Annotated in this window: 16 protein-coding genes; 7 read left to right on the forward strand and 9 right to left on the reverse strand. The window is 70.1% G+C overall.

The features are described 5' to 3' along the window. Positions 1-13: 13 nt before the first annotated feature. The 3 genes from ettA to BMZ92_RS27580 form a co-directional block, all read right to left on the reverse strand. Complete coding sequence (gene ettA / locus BMZ92_RS27570; RefSeq protein WP_091513350.1) at positions 14-1,690, reverse strand: energy-dependent translational throttle protein EttA; 1,677 nt, start codon at positions 1,688-1,690, stop codon at positions 14-16. Positions 1,691-2,124: 434 nt separating this feature from the next. Continuing rightward, entirely contained in the window at positions 2,125-4,128 is a 2,004-nt protein-coding gene (locus BMZ92_RS27575; protein WP_245783284.1) for a bifunctional copper resistance protein CopD/cytochrome c oxidase assembly protein, read from the reverse strand. A gap of 20 nt (positions 4,129-4,148) precedes the next feature. Further along, entirely contained in the window at positions 4,149-5,330 is a 1,182-nt protein-coding gene (locus tag BMZ92_RS27580) for an MFS transporter (RefSeq protein ID WP_091513355.1), read from the reverse strand. A gap of 65 nt (positions 5,331-5,395) precedes the next feature. Here BMZ92_RS27580 and BMZ92_RS27585 point away from each other — a divergent pair, with 65 nt between their 5' ends. Both BMZ92_RS27585 and BMZ92_RS27590 read left to right on the forward strand, forming a co-directional pair. Next, the gene (locus BMZ92_RS27585; RefSeq protein WP_091513357.1) at positions 5,396-6,469 is read left to right on the forward strand and encodes a LacI family DNA-binding transcriptional regulator; all 1,074 of its coding nucleotides are present in this window, start codon (positions 5,396-5,398) and stop codon (positions 6,467-6,469) included. Between the two features lie 183 nt (positions 6,470-6,652). Beyond that, on the forward strand, positions 6,653-7,033 hold the full coding sequence (locus tag BMZ92_RS27590) for a peptidase inhibitor family I36 protein (RefSeq protein ID WP_091513360.1): 381 nt from the start codon (positions 6,653-6,655) through the stop codon (positions 7,031-7,033). Between the two features lie 251 nt (positions 7,034-7,284). Here the strand turns inward: BMZ92_RS27590 and BMZ92_RS27595 are convergent, their stop codons facing one another. Then, complete coding sequence (locus tag BMZ92_RS27595; protein WP_091513362.1) at positions 7,285-7,761, reverse strand: nuclear transport factor 2 family protein; 477 nt, start codon at positions 7,759-7,761, stop codon at positions 7,285-7,287. A 75-nt stretch (positions 7,762-7,836) separates the two neighbouring features. After that, on the reverse strand, positions 7,837-9,357 hold the full coding sequence (locus tag BMZ92_RS27600) for an FAD-dependent monooxygenase (protein WP_091513365.1): 1,521 nt from the start codon (positions 9,355-9,357) through the stop codon (positions 7,837-7,839). Positions 9,358-9,511: 154 nt separating this feature from the next. Between BMZ92_RS27600 and BMZ92_RS27605 the strand changes: the two genes are divergently transcribed. Further along, complete coding sequence (locus tag BMZ92_RS27605; protein WP_091513367.1) at positions 9,512-10,255, forward strand: TetR/AcrR family transcriptional regulator; 744 nt, start codon at positions 9,512-9,514, stop codon at positions 10,253-10,255. Positions 10,256-10,689: 434 nt separating this feature from the next. On the opposite strand, the gene BMZ92_RS27610 is transcribed toward BMZ92_RS27605, so the two are convergent. Then, positions 10,690-12,501, reverse strand: a complete 1,812-nt coding sequence (locus BMZ92_RS27610) for a glycoside hydrolase family 2 protein (protein ID WP_091513573.1) — start codon at positions 12,499-12,501, stop codon at positions 10,690-10,692. 208 nt (positions 12,502-12,709) lie between these two features. Here BMZ92_RS27610 and BMZ92_RS27615 point away from each other — a divergent pair, with 208 nt between their 5' ends. Continuing rightward, positions 12,710-12,946, forward strand: a complete 237-nt coding sequence (locus BMZ92_RS27615; RefSeq protein ID WP_091513370.1) for a S1 RNA-binding domain-containing protein — start codon at positions 12,710-12,712, stop codon at positions 12,944-12,946. Between the two features lie 68 nt (positions 12,947-13,014). Here BMZ92_RS27615 and BMZ92_RS27620 read toward each other — a convergent pair whose 3' ends face one another. Next, entirely contained in the window at positions 13,015-13,749 is a 735-nt protein-coding gene (locus BMZ92_RS27620; RefSeq protein WP_091513373.1) for a Stp1/IreP family PP2C-type Ser/Thr phosphatase, read from the reverse strand. Between the two features lie 126 nt (positions 13,750-13,875). Then, positions 13,876-14,838: a GNAT family N-acetyltransferase gene (locus tag BMZ92_RS27625; protein ID WP_091513375.1), complete on the reverse strand. Its 963-nt coding sequence runs from the start codon at positions 14,836-14,838 to the stop codon at positions 13,876-13,878. Positions 14,839-14,905: 67 nt separating this feature from the next. Here BMZ92_RS27625 and yaaA point away from each other — a divergent pair, with 67 nt between their 5' ends. Continuing rightward, entirely contained in the window at positions 14,906-15,637 is a 732-nt protein-coding gene (gene yaaA / locus BMZ92_RS27630) for a peroxide stress protein YaaA (RefSeq protein ID WP_091513377.1), read from the forward strand. Here the strand turns inward: yaaA and BMZ92_RS27635 are convergent. Continuing rightward, positions 15,624-16,724 (reverse strand): NAD(P)/FAD-dependent oxidoreductase, encoded by a 1,101-nt coding sequence (locus BMZ92_RS27635; RefSeq protein WP_091513380.1) that lies wholly within the window; start codon positions 16,722-16,724, stop codon positions 15,624-15,626. The two genes, yaaA and BMZ92_RS27635, sit on opposite strands and share 14 nt — an antisense overlap. 176 nt (positions 16,725-16,900) lie before the next feature. Here BMZ92_RS27635 and BMZ92_RS27640 point away from each other — a divergent pair, with 176 nt between their 5' ends. After that, on the forward strand, positions 16,901-17,785 hold the full coding sequence (locus BMZ92_RS27640; protein WP_091513381.1) for a serine protein kinase RIO: 885 nt from the start codon (positions 16,901-16,903) through the stop codon (positions 17,783-17,785). A gap of 221 nt (positions 17,786-18,006) precedes the next feature. Continuing rightward, positions 18,007-19,374 (forward strand): DEAD/DEAH box helicase, encoded by a 1,368-nt coding sequence (locus BMZ92_RS27645; protein ID WP_245783285.1) that lies wholly within the window; start codon positions 18,007-18,009, stop codon positions 19,372-19,374. The last annotated feature ends 13 nt before the right edge of the window (positions 19,375-19,387 follow it).

The following is a 19,387-nucleotide window of genomic DNA, read 5'->3' on the forward strand; positions in this document are numbered from 1 at the left end:
TCGCGGGCGCGCGTCAGTCGCGCGTCAACTTGCGGTGAGTCACCCGGTGGGGCCGGGCCGCCTCCGCTCCCATGCGGTCGATCTTGTTCTTCTCGTAGCCCTCGAAGTTGCCCTCGAACCAGAACCACTTCGCCGGGTTCGTGTCGTCGCCCTCCCAGGCCAGGATGTGCGTGGCCACGCGGTCCAGGAACCACCGGTCGTGCGAGATCACCACGGCGCAGCCCGGGAACTGCTCGAGCGCGTTCTCCAGCGAGCCCAGGGTCTCGACGTCCAGGTCGTTCGTCGGCTCGTCCAGCAGGATCAGGTTCCCGCCCTGCTTGAGGGTGAGCGCGAGGTTCAGCCGGTTGCGCTCACCACCGGAGAGCACCCCCGCCGGCTTCTGCTGGTCCGGCCCCTTGAACCCGAAGGCGGAGACGTACGCCCGCGACGGCATCTCGGTCTGCCCGACGTTGATGTAGTCGAGCCCGTCGGACACGACCTCCCACACCGTGCGGTCCGGGTCGATCCCGGCCCTGTTCTGGTCCACATAGGACAGCTTGACCGTCTCGCCGATCCTGACCTCGCCCGAATCCGGCTTCTCCAGCCCGACGATGGTCTTGAACAGTGTCGTCTTGCCGACACCGTTCGGGCCGATGACACCGACGATCCCGTTGCGCGGCAACGTGAACGACAGGTCGTCGATCAACAGCCGGTCGTCGAAGCCCTTGTGCAGGTGCTCGACCTCGACCACCACACTGCCCAGCCGGGGCCCCGGCGGGATCTGGATCTCTTCGAAGTCGAGCTTCCGGGTGCGCTCGGCCTCGGCGGCCATCTCCTCGTAGCGGTCCAGACGGGCGCGGGACTTGGTCTGACGCGCCTTCGCGTTGGAGCGAACCCACTCGAGCTCGGTCTTGAGCCGCTTGGCGAGCTTCGCGTCCTTCTTGCCCTGCACCTCCAATCGTTCCCGCTTCTTTTCCAGGTAGGTCGAGTAGTTGCCCTCATAGCCCACGACCCGGCCGCGGTCGAGTTCCATGATCCACTCGGCGACGTTGTCCAGGAAGTACCGGTCGTGGGTGACCGCCAGTACCGCTCCCGGGTACGTCGAGAGGAACTGCTCCAGCCACAGCACGCTCTCGGCGTCCAGGTGGTTGGTGGGCTCGTCGAGCAGCAGCAGGTCGGGCTTGGACAGCAACAGCTTGCACAGCGCGACCCGGCGCCGCTCACCACCGGACAGGTGCGTGACCGGCTCGTCCGGCGGCGGGCAACGCAGCGCGTCCATCGCCTGCTCGAGCTGCGAGTCCAGTTCCCAGGCGTCGGCGTGGTCGAGTTCTTCCTGGAGCCGGCCCATCTCCTCCATCAGCTCGTCGCTGTAGTCGGTGGCCATCTGCTCGGCGATCTCGTTGAAGCGGTCGAGCTTCACCTTGATGTCGCCGAGGCCCTCCTCGACGTTGCCGCGCACCGTCTTGTCCTCGTTCAGCGGCGGCTCCTGCAGGAGGATGCCGACCGAGGCGCCGGGCTGGAGGAAGGCCTCCCCGTTGCTCGGCTGATCGAGTCCGGCCATGATCTTCAGCACGGTGGACTTGCCGGCACCGTTCGGACCCACGACGCCGATCTTGGCGCCCGGGTAGAACGCGGTGCTGACGTCGTCGAGGATGACCTTGTCCCCGACGGTCTTGCGCACCTTTTTCATGGTGTAGATGAACTCGGCCATGACGTCGATCGTAGAGCCGCGCGTTACCCGGCCGAACGGCGGTCACCATCCAGCGACCCAGCGTCACCCCCCGTTCACGGCACGAACACTTCTCGTCGCGGTGCGCTGACCACCACCGCTCCAGCACGCGGAAGCGATCCCGCCGCCGTGCCCGCATCGCTCCACTCGCCGCCGCCCAGGTCCGATACGGGCTGCCCGTTCAGCTCCACTGCAGCGCCGGACGGTCACCCCTCAACCTCAAGTACAGAGCGAGACTCCCGAGGACGGGCCACCCCCGGACCGTCACGACATCCCCACACACACTCCTGCATCTCGTCCCCCCTGCCGTGTCCCGGTTTTCCTGCCGTGACACCAGCCTGCCCGGGCGAGCGAGCGGTGAAAAGACCCAGTTGACGAAGCTGTGGACAACTGGGGGTATGTGGACAACTCGCGGCTCAGCCGCGCGGTTCGCCCTGATCCGCGAGCTGCTTCAGCATCGCGTTGTACGCCGCGAGATCCGCGTCGCCGGTTTGGTCGGCGCGCCGGTCCTTGCGCTTGGCTTCCCGCTCGTCCGCCCGCGCCCACTGGACCAGCAGCGCGATGAGCACAAGCAGCACCGGCAGCTCACCCGACGCCCACGCGATCCCCCCGCCGAGCCGCTGGTCCGCGAGCAGGTCCGACACCCACGGCAGGTTCAGCTGCCGGTAGAACGTCTCGCCGATCACCGTCTGCTTGGACATCAGGATCACGCCGAAGAACGCGTGGAACGGCATCGCGGCGAACATCATGCCCAACCGCCCGAGGTGCGGCAGGCGCCGCGGCGACGGGTCCACACCGATCACCGGCCAGTAGAAGACGTAACCCGACAGCAGGAAATGGGCATTCATCAGAAGGTGTGCCCAGTGGTAGTCGAGCGCGTTGTCGAACAGACCGGAGAAATACAGAACGTAGAACGAGCCGACGAAAAGCAGGAGCGCCGCAACCGGATGAGTGAGCACGCGTGCCACCGGGGAGTGGACGAACGCCAGCAGCCACTCCCGTGGCCCGGGCGGAGCGTCCTTCCCCGCCGCCGGCAGTGCGCGCAGCGCGAGCGTCACCGGTCCGCCGAGCACGAACAGCACCGGCGCCACCATGGACAGCAGCATGTGCACGCCCATGTGGGTGCTGAACATCGCCGGCGAGTACCGCCCCAGCCCGGAGGACGTGGCGAGCAGCAGCACCGCGCACCCGGCCACCCAGGCCACCGTGCGACCGACCGGCCACTCGTCACCTCGGCGGCGCAGCCTGCGCACCCCGGCGAGGTAGAGCCCCGCGAGCACGAGCGCGGCCGTGCCGTAGACCAGGTCGAAGCGCCAGTCGAACAGCAGGCGCAGCACCGTCGGAGCGCCCGGCAGGTCGTAACCGATGAGCACTTCCGTTGTCGAAGGCTGCGTCACGGCGTCCGCGGGTGGTGGCGTGCGGGCGAGGGCGGTCGCGATGCCGATCGTGACGAACATGATCAGCAGCTCCACGGCGGCCAGCCGCAGCAGCTGCGCGCCACCCTGGCCGTCCACCAGCGCCTTGACCCCGCGGCTGCGCTGCTGCTGGCCGAACACGCCGAGCACGAGCAGCGCCACGATCTTCGCCAGCACCAGCAGGCCGTAGTCGCTGGTGAACAGGTCGGCGAACGAGATCCGGACCAGCGCGTTGATCACGCCGGAAAGCGCCATCACGATCCAGCAGACCAGCGCCAGCTTCGAGAACCGCGTCGCGGCGAGCTTGAGGTGCTCGCCGCGGCGCCAGCCGAGGGCGAGCACCGCGAACAACCCGCCGACCCACAGCGACGCGGCGATGAGGTGGTAGAGGAGGCTGTTGGTCGCCATGTCGTGCGAACCACCGCTGGCGGAGTGACCTGTCAGCGCGACCGGCACGAGTCCGGCGACGGAGACGAAGAACAGCACCGCGGTCCAGCCCCACGACAGCACGATGCGGCAGCCCACCGCGAGCACGAGCGCGATCGCCGCGGTGAACAACCACGCCTTGGGCTGCTCGATCGCGTCGATGAGGTCGACGAGCACCACGGGCGAGAAGATCTCCGTCACGGGCTTGCCCGCGCCGTCCGCCGCGGTGAAGAAGACGGACGCCATCGCAGACGCGAACCACACCCAGGCCGAGACCTCCGCCGTCCTCAACCCCGCGTAGCCGTCACGGGCGACCGTGCCCGATGGCTGGGGAGGCACGAGGAACGCGGCCAGCAGCAGTGAGCCGACGCACACCACGGACGCGGCGTCGGCGATCACCCGCACGACCGCGATGCCGTAGTGCGTCACGACCCCCGGATCGGGCAGGCCCGCGATGACGTAGGTGGCACCGCCGGTGACCGCGATGAGTGCGACCGCGAGGACCGCCGCGAGGATCACGCTCACCGCGAGCAGCGGCACCACGCTCACCTTGCGACGGGAGGGGGCTTCAGACTCCACGCTACGAGGGTAGGCCCGGCTCAGGACGTGACGCCCGCCGCGGTGAGTTCACGGTGACGTGCGCGACCTGCGCCGACGGCGGCGGGAGCGATGAGCGCGGCGAGCAGTCCGACCACGACGAACGAAACGGACAGCGAGGTCACCTGCGCGAGCCCTCCGACAACCGGCGGCCCGGCGAGGAAGCCGCTGTAGGCGATCGTGGTGACGAAGGCGATCTCGCGTTCGCCGCCGCTGTCGTCGTCCCGCTTGCCGGCGGCACCGGCGAGGCTGAGCGCGATCGGGAAGGAAGCGGCCAGCCCGGCGCCCGCGAGCCCGAAGCCGGCGAACGCGAGCCAGGCCACCGGCACGACGGCGGCGACGACGAGCCCGCAGCCGGCGAGGAGCGCGCCGACGGCGAGCGTGCGGGTCGGCCCGAACCTGTTCTGCACCCACGCACCGCCGAGCCTGGTGAGGGCCATGGTGAGGGAGAACCCGGCGAACGCGAGCGCGGCGGCCGCCTGGTCGAGGTGCTGCACTGTGACCAGCAGCAACGCCGACCAGTCCGAACTCGCGCCTTCCGCGAGCGCCGAGCACAGGGCTATCGCCGCGAGCAGCCACAGCACCGGGCGCCGGATGGGGGCGACACGGGTGGCGGCGTGGGGGTGCTCTGTCCGCGGCGCGGCCTTCGGCAGCCCTCGCAGGACGAGCAGGAGCGCGACCAGCACGACGACGGCGGCCACCAGGAAATGGCGCAGCGGGGACCAGTGGTGCGCCGCCGCGAGGCCGGCCGCCGCCGAAGCGAGGAGACCGCCGAAGCTGAAGCCCGCGTGGAAGACCGGCATGATCGCGCGCCCCACCCGGCGCTCGACGCCGACCGCGCCGATGTTCATCGACACGTCGAGCGCGCCGACGGAGACGCCGACACCGAACATGACGAAGCCGAGCGCGAGCACCGAGTCAGCGGCTCCGACGAACGGCAGGACCACGCACGAGAGGAGTGTCGAGGCGACGATCGCTGCCCTGGCGCCGAAGCGTTCGACGAGCCTGCCCGACATCGAGGCGGCGAACACCATCCCGATGCTCGACCCGAGCAGCGCCAGCCCGAGCGAGCCCGGCGCGGCGTGCAGCCGTTCGGCCAGCGCGGGCACCCTGGGCGCCCAGGAACCGTAGACCGCCCCGTTGAGCCCGAACACGACGAAGACCGCGACCCGGTCGCCCACCATGTGACACCTCCTTACCCCACAGTGACTTAAGCGCTTCAGAAAGTCCAGCGCTTTATACTGTCCCGATGACAGGCCGGCGACGCCCCACGCTGGACGACGTCGCGGACGCCGTCGGTGTCTCCCGGGCGACCGTGTCCAACGCCTACAACCGCCCGGACCAGCTTTCCGCGCACTTGCGCGAGGAAGTGCTGCGTGCCGCGAAGCGCCTCGGCTACGCCGGACCGAACCCGATCGCGCGCAGCCTGGCGACCAACCGCACGGGCGCCATCGCCTTCATGCTGGACGCCGGACTTTCCGCGGCCTTCTCCGATCCGGCGCTGTCGATCACGCTGGACGCGCTCGCCGCGACCGTTGACCCCGAGGGGCACGCACTGCTCCTGCTGCCCGGTGGCGACGACGGCGGGCCACGGGCGGACCGCGTGCTCGCCGCGCAGGCGGACCTGGCTGTCGCCTACTCCCTCGCCGACGGCGCGCCCGCACTCCGCGCGGTGAAGCAGCGCGGTCTGCCACTGGTCGTGATCGACCAGCCTTTCGTCCCCGGCGCCGCCCGCGTGAGCACGGACGACCGGGGTGGAGCGGCCGCGGCCGCCCGCCACCTGTTGGAACTAGGGCATCGTCGGTTCGGAATCCTTTCGGCGCAATGTCTTTCCGCCCCGAGAGGCGGTCCGCTGAGCGCCTCGGAAGCGGCGCGTTCGCGGTTCCGCGACAACCGGGAGCGGCTGGGCGGTTATCTCGACACCTTGGCCGAAGCCGGGATTTCTCCGGACTCGGTGCCGATCTGGGAGGCGTCCGGTCTTTCGCGGCAGGACGCGAAAGCGGGTGCACTCGGTTTGCTGGGCCTCGCCGAGCCGCCGACGGCGCTGCTGTGCATGTCGGACGAACTGGCGATGGCGGCGATGACGGCGGCTCGGGAGCGGGGGCTTTCGGTGCCGGCCGATCTGTCCATTGTGGGCTTTGACGACACACCCGCCGCGCAGTGGGCGGAGCCGTCGCTGACCACGGTACACCAGGATCTGGTCGGCAAGGGAAGACTTGCCGGAGAACTCGCCCTGCACCTGCTCGCGGGGAACCGGCCACCGAAACCGACCACTTTGGACGTCAAGCTCGTCGTCCGCGGTTCGACCGCACGCGTGCGATAGCAGAGCGACGGCACGCGTGCCACGGATTTCGGCGAACTGTGGACAACCATGACCCGATCGAGCGAGCGAATTCTACTTATCCACAGAAGTGGAATTGCCTGCTGACAATCCCCTCGTGATGCGCCATTCTGAAGTGCATCAGCGGCACGAAGCCGCACACCATTTCCAGGGGGAGTCTGAAACATGAAACTGCGTGCACATCTGTCGGGCGCTCTGGTGTTCGCCGCGCTCAGCCTGCTCTGCGGAGCCGGAGCCGCGCAGGCGGATCCCGGCAAGCCAGGAAACGCTTGCGAGGCAGGAGAATTCTGCGCCTGGACGGGCGAGTCGTACACCGACGCCGGGCAGCGGCTCGACCTGCGCACGGCGAATCCCGGGGAATGCCTGCTCCTGCCAGGCGGGATCGAGGCGCGCTCGTTCATCAACCAGCTGGACCGTGACGTGACGGTCTACCAGGACGCGAAGTGCAGCACGGAAGGCGATTTCACCACCTATCCGGGCAAGGGCACCTTCGTGCCTCGAGCGCCGTTCGTGGTCCGGGCGATACAGATCTGGGACATGGTTTAGCCCATCGATGTGGCGGCCGGCCGCGCTCCTGGGGACGTCGAGTCCGTGGCCGCGCCGTCCGGGGCCTTGCCTGCGGGCGGCCCCACCCCGCGGGTGCACCCTTCCGCCCCGATACCGGTGCACCCGCGGGTCTCCTCCGGCGGCTTTTTCAGGGGGTGCCGCCGGAGGAGACCTTCCCCCACTGCGGCAGAAAGGAGAGCTTCACGGGTGTTGTAGGCGTCTAGGGGTGCCTCCTCTTGGAGACCCTGTGATCACTTTGTCAACGGCACTCGTCCGCGCTGCTGGGCGAGCACGGCCTCCCGTTCAAGTGCGATGTCCCGCAGAAGGGCGGTGTCCTGGTAGAACGAACGCTTCTTGGTGATCTTGCCGTCGACGACGTCGACCAGTTCGAGGACGGTCATCGTCCAGGGGGTTCCGTGGACGTCGGTGCCACTGTTGGTGGCCACCACCACGACACGGGTCGGACCTTCGGCGATCAGCTCGTCGATGCTGATCGCTCCGACGTCCAGTCCGGTCAGCTCGTGCATCCGCTCGCGGGCCGGTCCGATGGCTGCTCCCTTGTGGACACCGCTGTCGGGGTGACCCCAGTTGAGTTCGACTTCGTGCTCGTCGCTCAGCTCCTTGATGGTGGCGAAGTCCGGGCCACCGGACGCGCGGAGGACGGCCTCGTAAAAGCGGCGGACCACGTCCTTGTTCAGCTCGGCCTGAGTGGGACGTTCTCTCGACATGACAGGGATTCCTTTTCTGTGCAGGCAACAACGTTCGGTCAAGTAGGCAGGAGGTGGTGAGTCGAGGAGGTCCTGTCAGGAGGCAGGTTCGCCGAACCAGCGGTGCGCCGCACGCGTGAGGGCTTCGGGGTCGGGGGTGTGGTCACCGGTCCAGGCGACAACACCGTCGGGCCGGATCAGCAGGGCGCCGAACCTGAGGTCGTTGCTCACCGGTCCTGCCGCGTAGCGCAAGCCCTTCCAAGCCGTGGTCGTGTCGCGGAGGCGGTGGTCGTTGGTGAAGTCGAGCACGACGCCCTGTCCGTCCCGCAGCAGGTCGCCGAGGCGGGTGTCGTCGCGGAACCGGAAATCCGGTGCGGTACGCCCCACCAGCGGGTCGTCACTGCCCAGGTCGTAGCGATGGGAAAGTCCGGAGGTGTTGCGGAAGACGTGCGTTGTGCCGTCGCGGGTGCCGAGGACGTCGTGGATCAATCGCCGCAAGGCCGGCGCGTTGGGGCCCGGGTTCATCGTGGCCACCTGGGCGCGTGACCAGTCCAGGACCGCCGCGCCGACGGGGTGCCGCTCGGCCGTGTAGGTGTCGAGCAAGCCCTCGGGCGCGGTCGCGTGCACAGTCGCAGCGAGCTTCCAGCCGAGGTTCATGGCGTCACCGATGCCGAGGTTGAGCCCCTGGCCACCGAGCGGCGAGTGGATGTGGGCCGCATCGCCAGCGAGCAGGACGCGGCCGTTGCGGTAGCTCGTGGTCTGCATCGCGCGATCGGTGAAGCTGGAGGCGAGGTGGAGCTCGCTGATCGTCACATCGGTACCGGAAACCCGGCGAAGAACAGTTTGGAGGTGTTCACGCGTCAGCGGCTGCGAGCGGTCGAAGGCGCCCCCGTCGAAGTCCATCATGCCCACGTGGCCTTCGAAGGGCGTCCGCAGGTACATGCCTGTGGGCGTCAGGTTGAAGCCCAGCTTCAACTGCTGCGGATCATCGAAGGTGACGCGCGCGGTGTAGCCCGTGAACAGCGGCTCGGTGCCGACGAAGTCGAAGCCGGCGAGCCGGCGCACGGTGCTGCGTCCGCCGTCACATCCCACGAGCCAGCGCGCTTCGTAGTCACGCCCGCCGGCCTGAACGGTGACCGTGTCGTCGTCCTGGGTCATGGCTTCGACGGGAGCACCTCGCAGGATCTGCGCGCCGAGGTTGGCCGCGCGCTCCTCCAGCACCGTGCTCACCGCGTCGAGGCTGGTCATGATGCCTTCCATCGCGGGCCCGGGCAGCCGGTACTCGACAGCGGAGGGGGCGATGTTGGCGGGGTTGAGGCGCATTCCGGCGAAGTGGCTCACGTCCCGCGGAGCGGGTGGCTCGTCCGCGTCGGACGAAGTGCCGACCTGCTCCTTGTCGGCGCCGGATGCCTTCAGCAACGCGTCCAGCATTCCCCGGCGGTAGAACGCCTCGACGGACCCGGCGTTCAGACCCCGCAAACCCAACGGCAGCGCCTTGAACGGCGAAGTCGCCTCTTGATCCCGCTCCACCACCAGCACCGAGCAATCCGCCAGCGCGAGTTCGCCGGCCAGGAACAGGCCCACGGGACCCGCCCCCACGATGACGACGTCGAACATCTTCCAACCGCCTTTCAGGCAGGGGCCCCGTTAGTGCCAGGGCGCTTCAAATCAAGACCTCGGTCGCGAGATCGTGAGGAGGTTTGGTGCATCGCTCCAAGTTGGAACAGTACTCCAACTTGGAGCATCGTTCCAATTCTGGCAGGATGCAGGCATGGCCACACAGCTACGTCAGTCCCAGCGGCGCAGGCAGGTACTGTCCCGCGAGCGCATCGTCGCCGCGGCCATCGAGCTGCTGGACGCGGCCGGGGAGGGCGCGCTGACGGTCCGGGCGCTGAGCGAGCGCCTCGCCACCGGTTCCGGCGCGATCTACCACCACGTCGGCAACATGAACGAGCTGCTCCAGGTCGCGATCGACAGCGTCATCGCCGACGCCTTGGCCGCGCTGCCCGCCGATGGCTCCGGGGCTACGCGCACGCCAGAAGAGGAGATTCGCGCGGTTGCTCTCGGCCTGTTCGACGCGGTCACCAAGCACCCCTGGCTCGCCGCCCAGCTCGCCGTGCAGCTCACGCGCAGCCCTTGGGGGCCGGTCACGGTAAGGGTTTTCGAGAGCATCGGCCGGCCAGTGCGTTCGCTCGGCGTGCCGCAACCCGACTGGTTCGCCGCGACGTCGGCGCTGGTCCACTACATCCTCGGTGCCACGACCCAGAACGCCCAGACCCCGCACGACGGCGAGACGCCGCGAAACGAAGTCGATCGTGCCGAGTTCCTCGCTGCCGCGTCCAAGGCATGGCAGGACCTCGATCCCGATGACTACCCGTTCGTCACGGCCATCGCCGAGCAGATGCGCAACCACGACGACCGTCGGCAGTTCCTCACCGGCATCGGCTTGGTCCTGAGGGGCATCACTACTTCGTATTCATCGGCAGAAGCGCGCGGTACGGGACGAACCATCTGACGTGGCGGCGATCCGCAGGATCCCGCCAGCGAGGGCTCGTATGCGCCGAGATGGCAGCCGCGGCTCAGCGCGGCTCGCCCGAAGGTCAGCGGTGGCCGGTCGGCGGAGGCGTGGCGCGAGCCGCGCGCAGGTCGGCGGTGGCTCATCGCGACCCGTGCGAGGTCGGTGGGGGCTCATCGCGACCCGCGCGGAAGCCAGCGGCCACCGCAGCGCCCCGCGCGGAAGCCAGTGGCCACTGCAGCGCCCCACGCGGAAGCCAGCGGCTACCGCAGCGCCCGCACGGAAATCAGCGGCCGCCCGCACGGGTCCAGGCGGAGATCAGCGTCCGCTCGGCGCGACCCACGCTGAGGTCTGCGGCCGCCCGCAGCGAGCCGCGCGAAGGCCCGCACAGGCGGCAAACCCCAACCCCGCTACCCCGCAACCCCCCAACCCCACTACCCCGCCGGATTCTCCCGGAGGTGCCGGAGTTCGTCATCCGCCAATGCCTTTGTCGGTTTCCTCAGCACCGCCCGGATCCGGGCCGGGTCGGCCTTTGGCGTTCGGTCCGCGGTGAGCAGGCCGTTGCGTTCCTGCTCCGTGTCGGTAAGCTGCGTGTAGCAAAAACCCGCCAGCGCGGGGGAATCGAGCACAGCGCTCACCAGATCGTCGAGCTTGTGGACGAGGTCTTCGCCGTCGGCGACCGTTGAATAGCCGAACCAGTTCTCACCTTCAGCGTAGGTCAGGCCACCGAACTCGGTCAGCATGACGGGACGGTCCGGATCGGGCTCGCCGAGGACGAGCCTGCGCGCGCCGGGGCGTCCGGCGCGCAGGCTCTCCGTCACCGTCGCCTTGTCCCCGTAACGACTGCGCAGCGAGGAACCCGTGGGCGCGTAGTCGTGCACCCCGTACACATCCGCCTCCGGGCATTCCCAACCGTCGTTGCCTATGACGGGACGGCTCGGATCGACGGCCTTCGTCAGGTGGTACAGCGAACGCGCGAAATGCTCCTGGGACGGCGACGACGCGATGTCCGGCACTCCCCAGCTCTCGTTGATCGGCACCCACGTCACGATGCACGGGTGGCTGCGGTCCCTCCTCAGGATCTCCAGCCATTCCCGCGTCAGCCGCTCGACGGCGGTGGGCCCGAACTCGTACGCGTTCGCCGTTTCACCCCAGACGAGCAATCCCAGCCGATCGCACCAGTAGAGGAACCGCGGGTCCTCGACCTTCTGGTGCACCCGCACGCCGTTGAAGCCGAGTTCCTTCACCAACTCGACTTCCCTGCGGAGCGCCTTCGCGTCCGGAGCGGTCAGATGGGACTGCGGCCAGTACCCCTGTTCGAGCACCATGCGCGGGTAGTACGGCAGGTGGTTGAGCAGAAACCGGCCATCGGCGGTACCCACGTCGCGCAGGCCGAGGTAGCTCGCGACCTCGTCCACCTGCCCGTCCCCGGACTCCACCGTCACGGTCGCGTCGACGAGCGCCGGGTGCTCGGGCGACCACAGCAGACGGTTGCGGTCCTGCCCGTGACGCAGCGCGGGAATCGCGATGTCGAACCGGAAAGCGCTGTCCTCGACCCGGACGGACTGGTCCGCCAGCACCTCGTCGTCGTGCCTGAGGACGACCCGCACAGTGGCCGCCGGGCCGGAAAGTTCGCCTTCACACGTGACCGAGGCCCGCAGGAGGTCCGGCGTCCAGTGCAGCTCACGCAGGTGCACTTCCGGCACCACCTCCGCCCACACGGGCTGCCAGATGCCGGTCGTGCGGTGGTACCAGATGTCGTGCGGCTCGGCGCGCCAGTCCTGCTTTCCGCGCGGCTGCGCCACATCCGCAGGCCGGTCCTCCGCGCGGACCACAATGGACTGTGCTCCCGCGCCGAGAACTCCCGTGATGTCAAAGGAAAACGGGGTCTGGCCACCCTCGTGCGTACCGACCAGCGCGCCGTTGACCCACACGGACGCGCGGTAGTCGACAGCGCCGAAGTGCAGCAGCAACCGCTGCCCGGGAGCCGGCCGGGGAGCGTCGAACTCGCGCCGGTACCACACCACGGCGTGCGGTTCGGGCTCGTGCACCCCGGACAGCTCCGACTCCGGCGGGTACGGCACGACGATCGTGCGGTCGAACGCGTCCGCGCCGTGCTGCCAGCATTCGGCAAGGCCACGGTCGCTGTCGTCGAACGCGAAACCCCACGGGCCGCAGAGGGTGATCCAGTCCTGCCGGACCAGTTGCGGGCGGGGGCAGACTTCTTCGGGCTCGGCGTCGATCACGCTCGGCACCCTACAACCGGAGAAGCCCGCGCGACTCGTTGATGCCGCAGTGGCGCGCTGCTATCATGGGCGCGTGACTGCCGGGTCGGCGACAAGCCGCGAGCGGACAGGTTTCCCGGCCGCTCCGTGATCCTCCGGCGGGCCAGGGGCCCGCCGCCCTCCTTCGCGTTCCTCGATGTTTCTCCGGGACAGCGGAAGGAGGTGAAAGATGTCCCAGTCCACGACGTGGCACGAGTTCGTCGCGAACAGCAGTGAAGGCGGAGCCGTCGAAGCGACCGTGACGAAGGTGCTGCCTTTCGGCGCGCTCCTCGAGGTCGCACCAGGCGTGCACGGCCTGCTGCCGTCCGACGAGTGGCCCGCGGAGCCGGCACCCGGTTCGACCGTGCGGGTCCGGGTGGCTGAGATCGACGTCCTGCGGCGCAGGATGAGGTTCGCCGCCGCCTGATCGGGGCACGAGGGTGTGGGGGCAGGTTGAGGCTGCCCCCACACCCGCCGAGTCTAGCTACGGACAGCTCAGCTGACGTCGGCGACGACGCAGGTGATGTTGTCCGGACCGCCGCCGGCGTTGGCCAGCTCGACGAGCTTCTGCACCGTGGCGTCCGGGTCGGTGACCGTGGTCAGCGTTTCCGCGATCAGCTCCGGCGGGACGACGTCGGACAGCCCGTCCGAACAGATGAGATACCGGTCGCCGGGCTGGGCCTCGACCACGAACACGTCCGGGTCCGCCTGGCCGCCGCTCTGCAGCGCCCGCGTCAGCACCGAACGGCTCGGGTGGGTCATGGCCGCCTCCGGCGTGATCCGGCCCTGGTCGACCAGCTCCTGCACCACCGTGTGGTCGCGGGTGATCTGCTCCAGTTCCCCGCTCCGCAGCCGGTAGGCCCGCGAATCACCGACGTGCGCGACCACGAACTCCTTGCCGCGCCACAGCAGGGCGGTCAACGTGGTGCCCATGCCCTGCAGCGCAGGGTCCTCCTCCGCCAGCGACGTCAGCCGCCGCACGGCGTCGGTCACCGTCTCCTCGAGTGCCTCGGCCGGGTCCGCGTCCTCCTCGGCGAGCCGCCCGTCCAGGTCGGTGACCGCCGCGATCGCCGCCGAGCTGGCGACCTCACCGGCGACGTGCCCGCCCATCCCGTCGGCGACCGCGAGCAGCCGCGAGCTGGTGAAGACCGAGTCCTCGTTCGCATCCCGCCGCTGGCCGACATCGGTCGCGACGGCATACCGGAGCGTCAGTGACCCACTGGGTTCCATAGGTGAAGTAAAGCAGTGGGCGTTCGGCGAATACGGCCCACCTACGCGTTGTTCCTCTCCCGTTGTCACGTCGTCGCCACCCCTCCCGGCTCTCCGGCGAGACATTATCGACCCGGGCGACGGCCGTCACGGCACCGGACGGACGTACGCGTAGGCGCGGTCGGTCACCTCGAAACCGACACGCTGGTAGACGCCCAAGGCGTTGTGGGCGTTGCTCTCGTCGACCCCCAGCGTCGCGCGCTCGTAACCCTGCTCCCGGGCGACGGTGACCGTGTGCGTCAGCAGAGCCGTCGCGATGCCGCGTCCACGCAGCTCGCCGCGCGTCCCGACGTACGACACCAGCAGCTCGCGGACACCCGTCGCCGCGGCGTCGGACTCGTAGAACGCCGACAACACGAACGCCGCGACCTCGCCATGTTCACCCAGAAGCAGGAACGACGTCTCCGGCCGGAACGCCGGACTGCCCGTCACCCGGTGCCGGAACAGCTCCGGCGAGTACGCCGTCATGCCCCAGTGCCCGGCGAAGGTGTCGTTCAGCGCGTCCCTGATCGCCTCGTCGTGCTCCGGCGCGTAGCCCACCAGGCGCAGCTCCCCGGGCAGCGGACGCGGGACGGGCTGCTCCCCCAGGTCCATCCGCATGGTCGCGAACGAACGCAGCCTGGCGAAACCGTTCGCTTCCAGCAGCCGGGCGTACCACCGTTGGTTCTCGTGAGCACGCCCGTGCAGCTCCAGGTCCGCGTCGGGGAACGTCTGCGCGTGCAGCTGAGGACCGGTGCGCAGCAGCCATCCGACCAGCTTCTCCCCCAGCCCGGACTCGCGGTGATCGGGGTGCAGCTGCAGTTCGACGCGCATCCGGTGCTCCGGGTTCGCCTCCACCCGTGGCACGGCCATCGCGTACCCGAGCAGCCGCTCGCCGCTCCACACGGAGGTGCTCCCATCCCGCAGCCGCACGTTGGGGGCGGTCAGCTCCTCGCGCACGTCCTCGACGCTGTGGTGCTCGTGCGTCGGCTCCACCGCCTCCGCCGCCCGCAGCAGCCCGGCCACCGGTTCCGCGTCGCCGGCCGTCAACGGCCGCCAGATCTCGTCCACCGGACGAGCCTATGGGGAGCCGGACACCCGTCCCATCGATTTTCCGGCAACCGTTAACCTGCTGGTCGTGCTCGTGCTGCTGCCCCCTTCCGAAACCAAGGCCCCCGGTGGGGACGGACCGCCGCTGCAGCTCGACGAACTGTCCTACCCCGAGCTGAACCCGGTCCGCCGCAAGCTCGCCGACGCCCTCGTCGACCTCGCGGCCGACGTCCCGGCGAGCCTCGACGCCCTGGGGCTTTCGCCGCGGCAGGAGGACGAGGTCGCGCGCAACGCCGTCCTGTGGTCGTCGCCGACGCTTCCCGCGCTGGAGCGCTACACCGGCGTGCTCTACGACGCGCTGGACATCGGCGGGTTCACCAAGGCGCAGCTGGCCAAGGCACAGCGCCGCCTCGCCGTCGCGTCCGCGCTCTTCGGCATCGCGCGTGGCGACGACCGGATCCCCGCCTACCGCCTCTCCGGTGGCACGTCGCTGCCCTCACTCGGCGCCCTGCGCACGCTCTGGCGCCCGGCGCTGGAACCCGTGCTGGCCGGTCTGGACGAACTGGTCGTCGACCTCCGCTCCGGCGCTTACGCCGCGCTTGCGCGCATCCCCGGCGCGGTGAGCGTGCGCGTGGTGACGTCGAGCGGCAAGACGATCAGCCACTTCAACAAGGCCTACAAGGGCAGGCTCGCGGCCGCACTCGCGAAGGCTCCCCGTGAACTGTCCACTGTGGAGGGTTTGCTGCGCGTGGCGGCCAAGGCCGGGTTCGACGTGCGGCGAACCGGGGAGCGCGAGCTCGACCTCGTCATCGAGCCCTGAACCGGTCCGGCGCGTACGGCGCCAGGTCGAGCGCGGGTTCCTCGCCCAGGGCCAGTGACGCGACGAGCGCACCCGCGAACGGCGCCAGCGTCAGGCCGCCTGCGCCGAACCCCGTCGCCACCAGGACGTCCGGCGTCCCGGGAAGCGCGCCGAGCAGCGGCAGCCCGTCCTCCGAGGCCGGGCGGAAGCCGACGCGCGTCTCCAGCAGGGTCGCGTCCGCGAGGCCCGGCGCGACGGCGAGCGCGTTGTCCAGCACCTCACGCTGCCCTGCCGCCGTCACGCGGTAGTCGAAGCCGGAACCGGTTTCGCGCGTCGCACCGGCGACCACCCGCGAACCGGGGAACGCCAGCAGGTAGTGGCTCGACACCGGTAGCACGACCGGCCACGGCCCCGTCTCCACGCCGGGCAGCTCGAAGTGGCTGATCTGCCCACGTTGCGGCTCCACACCCAGTCGCACGCCGAGCGGGGCGACCAGTTCACCGCTCCACGCACCCGCCGCTACCACCACCTTGTCCGCCGCCAGCGGCTCGCCGTCCACGAGCACCGCGCCCTCGGACGACAGCTCCGCCTGTCCCGACACGCTGGACGCGCCACGCCGGGCGGCCGCCGCGAGCAGCGCCTCCCGCAGGCGGCGGCCGTCGACCCGGCCACCGCCCTCCACGTGCACCGCGCCGAGGTCCGGGGCGAGCGCCGGGAACAGCTCCCGCGCCTGCCCGGGGTCCAGCCGCCGCACCGCGCCCGCCTCCGGTACCGCCGCCGCTCGCCGGCTCACCCGCTCGAAGGCCTCGGACAGCTCACCCTCGTCGGCCGACACCACCATGGCGCCGACCACCTCGAACGACGAGTCCGCCTCGCCGTCCTCGGCCAGCTCCGCCACGAGCGTGCGGTAGTACACGGCCGCCGCCGACGCCGCGCGGAAGTGCTCCTCCTCCGCCCGCGACGTCCACGGGCTCACGATGCCCGCTCCGGCCGCCGTCGCGACCCCCGTCCGCGCCGCGTCCACGACGACGACCTCCGCGCCCCGGCGCGCCAGCTGGTACGCGGTGCTCGCGCCCGCGATCCCCGATCCGATGACCACTACCCGCATGGTCACGAGTCTGCCGGTAATTCAGTTGCCCCCGCACCCGTGCCCGGCCAGAATCCGAAGCTCCGACGGAAGGAAGGAGGCACACGATGGCTGTCCCCGTGCTGAACCGTGCCCTTTTCCGTCCGCCCCGCGGCTGACCGCAGCCGGTGGGGCACCTTCCCGAGGAGAACCCACCGATGGCCAACCGTCGCAGTTTCGACGACGAAACCCCGTACGCCCGCCGCGGCCGCCTGACCGAGCACGAACGCGCCCGCCTGGCCGCACTGCGCGAAGACGCCTACGAACCCGAGATTCCCGGTGACCGCTACTCGACGTGGGACACGGGCGAACGCGGCCCGCGGCCGTACCCGGACTGGCTGGTGACCGAGCTGGCCGCCGTCGACACCGAGCTGGGTGTGCTCAAGGCGGGCAAGGAGGCCGACGTCCACCTGCTGCGGCGCGGTCTGCCCGACGGTTCCCGCGCGTGCCTGCTCGCCGCGAAGCGGTACCGCTCGAACGAGCACCGGCAGTTCCACCGTGACGCGAGTTACCTCGAAGGGCGCCGGATGCGCCGGTCACGCGAGACCCGCGCGATGGCCAACCGGACGTCCTTCGGCCGCAACCTGATCGCCGAGCAGTGGGCGGTCGCCGAGTTCGGGTACCTGTGTCGCTTGTGGACGGTCGGGCTCCCGGTGCCGTACCCGGTGCAGCGCAACGGGACGGAACTGCTGCTGGAGTTCCTCGGCGAAGAGGACGGTACCGCCGCGCCACGCCTCGAACAGCTGCGCCCGGACGCGGACGAGCTGGAGTCACTGTGGTTCCAGGCGCGCCGGGCGCTCGAACTGCTCGCCGGCGAGGGGCTCGCGCACGGCGACCTCTCGCCGTACAACGTCCTGGTGCACCGCGGCAGGCTCGTGCTCATCGACCTGCCGCAGGTGGTGGACCTGTTCGCCAACCCCGCGGGCCCCGAGTTCCTGGCGCGCGACGCGGCGAACCTGGCCCGCTGGTTCACCGCCCGCGGCCTGGACGTCGACGTGCCTTCGCTCACTTCGGAGCTGTCCGAACGGGCCGGGCTCCGGTGATCGCGGATGTTCGGGTAGACTCATCACAGACCGCAACCGGCGGCGTGGACAAGTGTTGTTCTTCGCGGCCAAGCCGACTGACACGGCTCGCGGTAATCCACCCACCAACGGCGCACGGAATGCGCCGGGTCCGTCCTTGTGAACGCCCAGGACAACACTGCGCCCTGCGCCAAGCGGGCAGTTGGGCCTCCTTGCGACGTGCCACGTCCGAGAGGCAGTTAGTGAGCATCACCCTCGAGTCCACTTCGGTGACCTCGTTCGAAGATTTCAACCTTCCGCAGCCGCTGCTGACGGCGCTGCGCGACCAGGGCATCGACGCCCCGTTCCCGATCCAGTCGGCCACCCTGCCCGACGCGCTCGCCGGGCGTGACGTGCTGGGCCGCGCCCAGACCGGTTCCGGCAAGACGCTGGCCTTCGGCCTGGCGCTGCTGGGCAGGCTCGGCGGCGGCAAGGCCCGTCCGAAGCGGCCACGCGCCCTCGTGCTCGTGCCGACCCGTGAGCTGGCGATGCAGGTCGCCGACTCGCTCAGCCCGCTTGCCAAGGCGATGGGCCTGTGGTGCCGCGTCGCCGTCGGCGGCATGGCCTTCACCCGCCAGGCCGACGTCCTCAACCGGGGCGTGGACCTGCTGATCGCCACCCCCGGCCGGCTGTCCGACCACGTCCGCCAGGGCACCTGCGTGCTCTCCGACGTGAACTTCGTCGCCCTCGACGAGGCCGACCAGATGGCCGACATGGGCTTCCTGCCGCAGGTCCGCGAGATCCTGGACCTGACCCCGCCCGGCGGCCAGCGCCTGCTGTTCTCGGCCACCCTCGACGGTGACGTGAAGAAGCTGGTGGACCGCTACCTGACCGACCCGGTCGAGCACTCGGTCGCGCCCGCCACGGCGAGCGTGGACACGATGGACCACTACGTGTTCCAGGTGACCCACCAGGACAAGCAGGCCATCGTCACCGAGATCGGCGCCCGCGAGGGCCGCACGATCATGTTCGTGCGCACCAAGCACCACGTCGACCGGCTCGCCGAGCGGCTGCGCGCCAAGGGCGTGGCGGCCGGTGCGCTGCACGGCGGCAAGACGCAGGGCCAGCGCAACCGCGTGCTGTCGGACTTCAAGGACGGCCACACCCCGGTGCTGGTCGCCACGGACGTCGCCGCGCGCGGCATCCACGTCGACGACGTCAGCCTGGTGCTGCACGTCGACCCGGCGGCCGACCACAAGGACTACCTGCACCGGGCGGGCCGCACGGCCCGTGCGGGCGCGTCGGGCACCGTGGTCACGCTGGTCACGCACGACCAGCGCCGCACCGTGCGCCGCATGACGGAGAAGGCCGGCGTGCGCGCCCAGTCCGCCACCGTGCGGCCGGGTGACGCCGACCTCGCCCGCATCACCGGTGCCCGCGAGCCGAGCGGTGAGCCGGTCGTCGAGCGCCGCCGTGAGCCGCAGCCGCGGCGCGCCGGCGGTCCCCGTGGTGACCGGCAGGGCAGGGCCCGCGGCTTCGGCAGCGGCCACCGCCAGGGCGGCTACCGCGAAGGCGGCGCTCGTCCGCCGCGGCGTGACGGCCGCGGTCCCTCGCGACGCGCGCGGGACTGATCGCAGCAGTTCA

This window comes from Amycolatopsis sacchari, from assembly GCF_900114035.1.
Taxonomy (GTDB): Bacteria; Actinomycetota; Actinomycetes; order Mycobacteriales; family Pseudonocardiaceae; genus Amycolatopsis_E; species Amycolatopsis_E sacchari.

Excerpts from the sequence above, each read along its gene's own strand:
- BMZ92_RS27600 (WP_091513365.1), bottom strand. The coding sequence starts at position 9,357 with ATGTTCGACGTCGTCATCGTGGGGGCGGGTCCCGTGGGCCTGTTCCTG.
- BMZ92_RS27605 (WP_091513367.1), top strand. The coding sequence starts at position 9,512 with ATGGCCACACAGCTACGTCAGTCCCAGCGGCGCAGGCAGGTACTGTCC.
- ettA (WP_091513350.1), bottom strand. The coding sequence starts at position 1,690 with ATGGCCGAGTTCATCTACACCATGAAAAAGGTGCGCAAGACCGTCGGG.
- BMZ92_RS27580 (WP_091513355.1), bottom strand. The coding sequence starts at position 5,330 with ATGGTGGGCGACCGGGTCGCGGTCTTCGTCGTGTTCGGGCTCAACGGG.
- BMZ92_RS27635 (WP_091513380.1), bottom strand. The coding sequence starts at position 16,724 with ATGCGGGTAGTGGTCATCGGATCGGGGATCGCGGGCGCGAGCACCGCG.
- BMZ92_RS27590 (WP_091513360.1), top strand. The coding sequence starts at position 6,653 with ATGAAACTGCGTGCACATCTGTCGGGCGCTCTGGTGTTCGCCGCGCTC.
- BMZ92_RS27615 (WP_091513370.1), top strand. The coding sequence starts at position 12,710 with ATGTCCCAGTCCACGACGTGGCACGAGTTCGTCGCGAACAGCAGTGAA.
- BMZ92_RS27620 (WP_091513373.1), bottom strand. The coding sequence starts at position 13,749 with ATGGAACCCAGTGGGTCACTGACGCTCCGGTATGCCGTCGCGACCGAT.
- BMZ92_RS27585 (WP_091513357.1), top strand. The coding sequence starts at position 5,396 with ATGACAGGCCGGCGACGCCCCACGCTGGACGACGTCGCGGACGCCGTC.
- BMZ92_RS27640 (WP_091513381.1), top strand. The coding sequence starts at position 16,901 with ATGGCCAACCGTCGCAGTTTCGACGACGAAACCCCGTACGCCCGCCGC.
- BMZ92_RS27595 (WP_091513362.1), bottom strand. The coding sequence starts at position 7,761 with ATGTCGAGAGAACGTCCCACTCAGGCCGAGCTGAACAAGGACGTGGTC.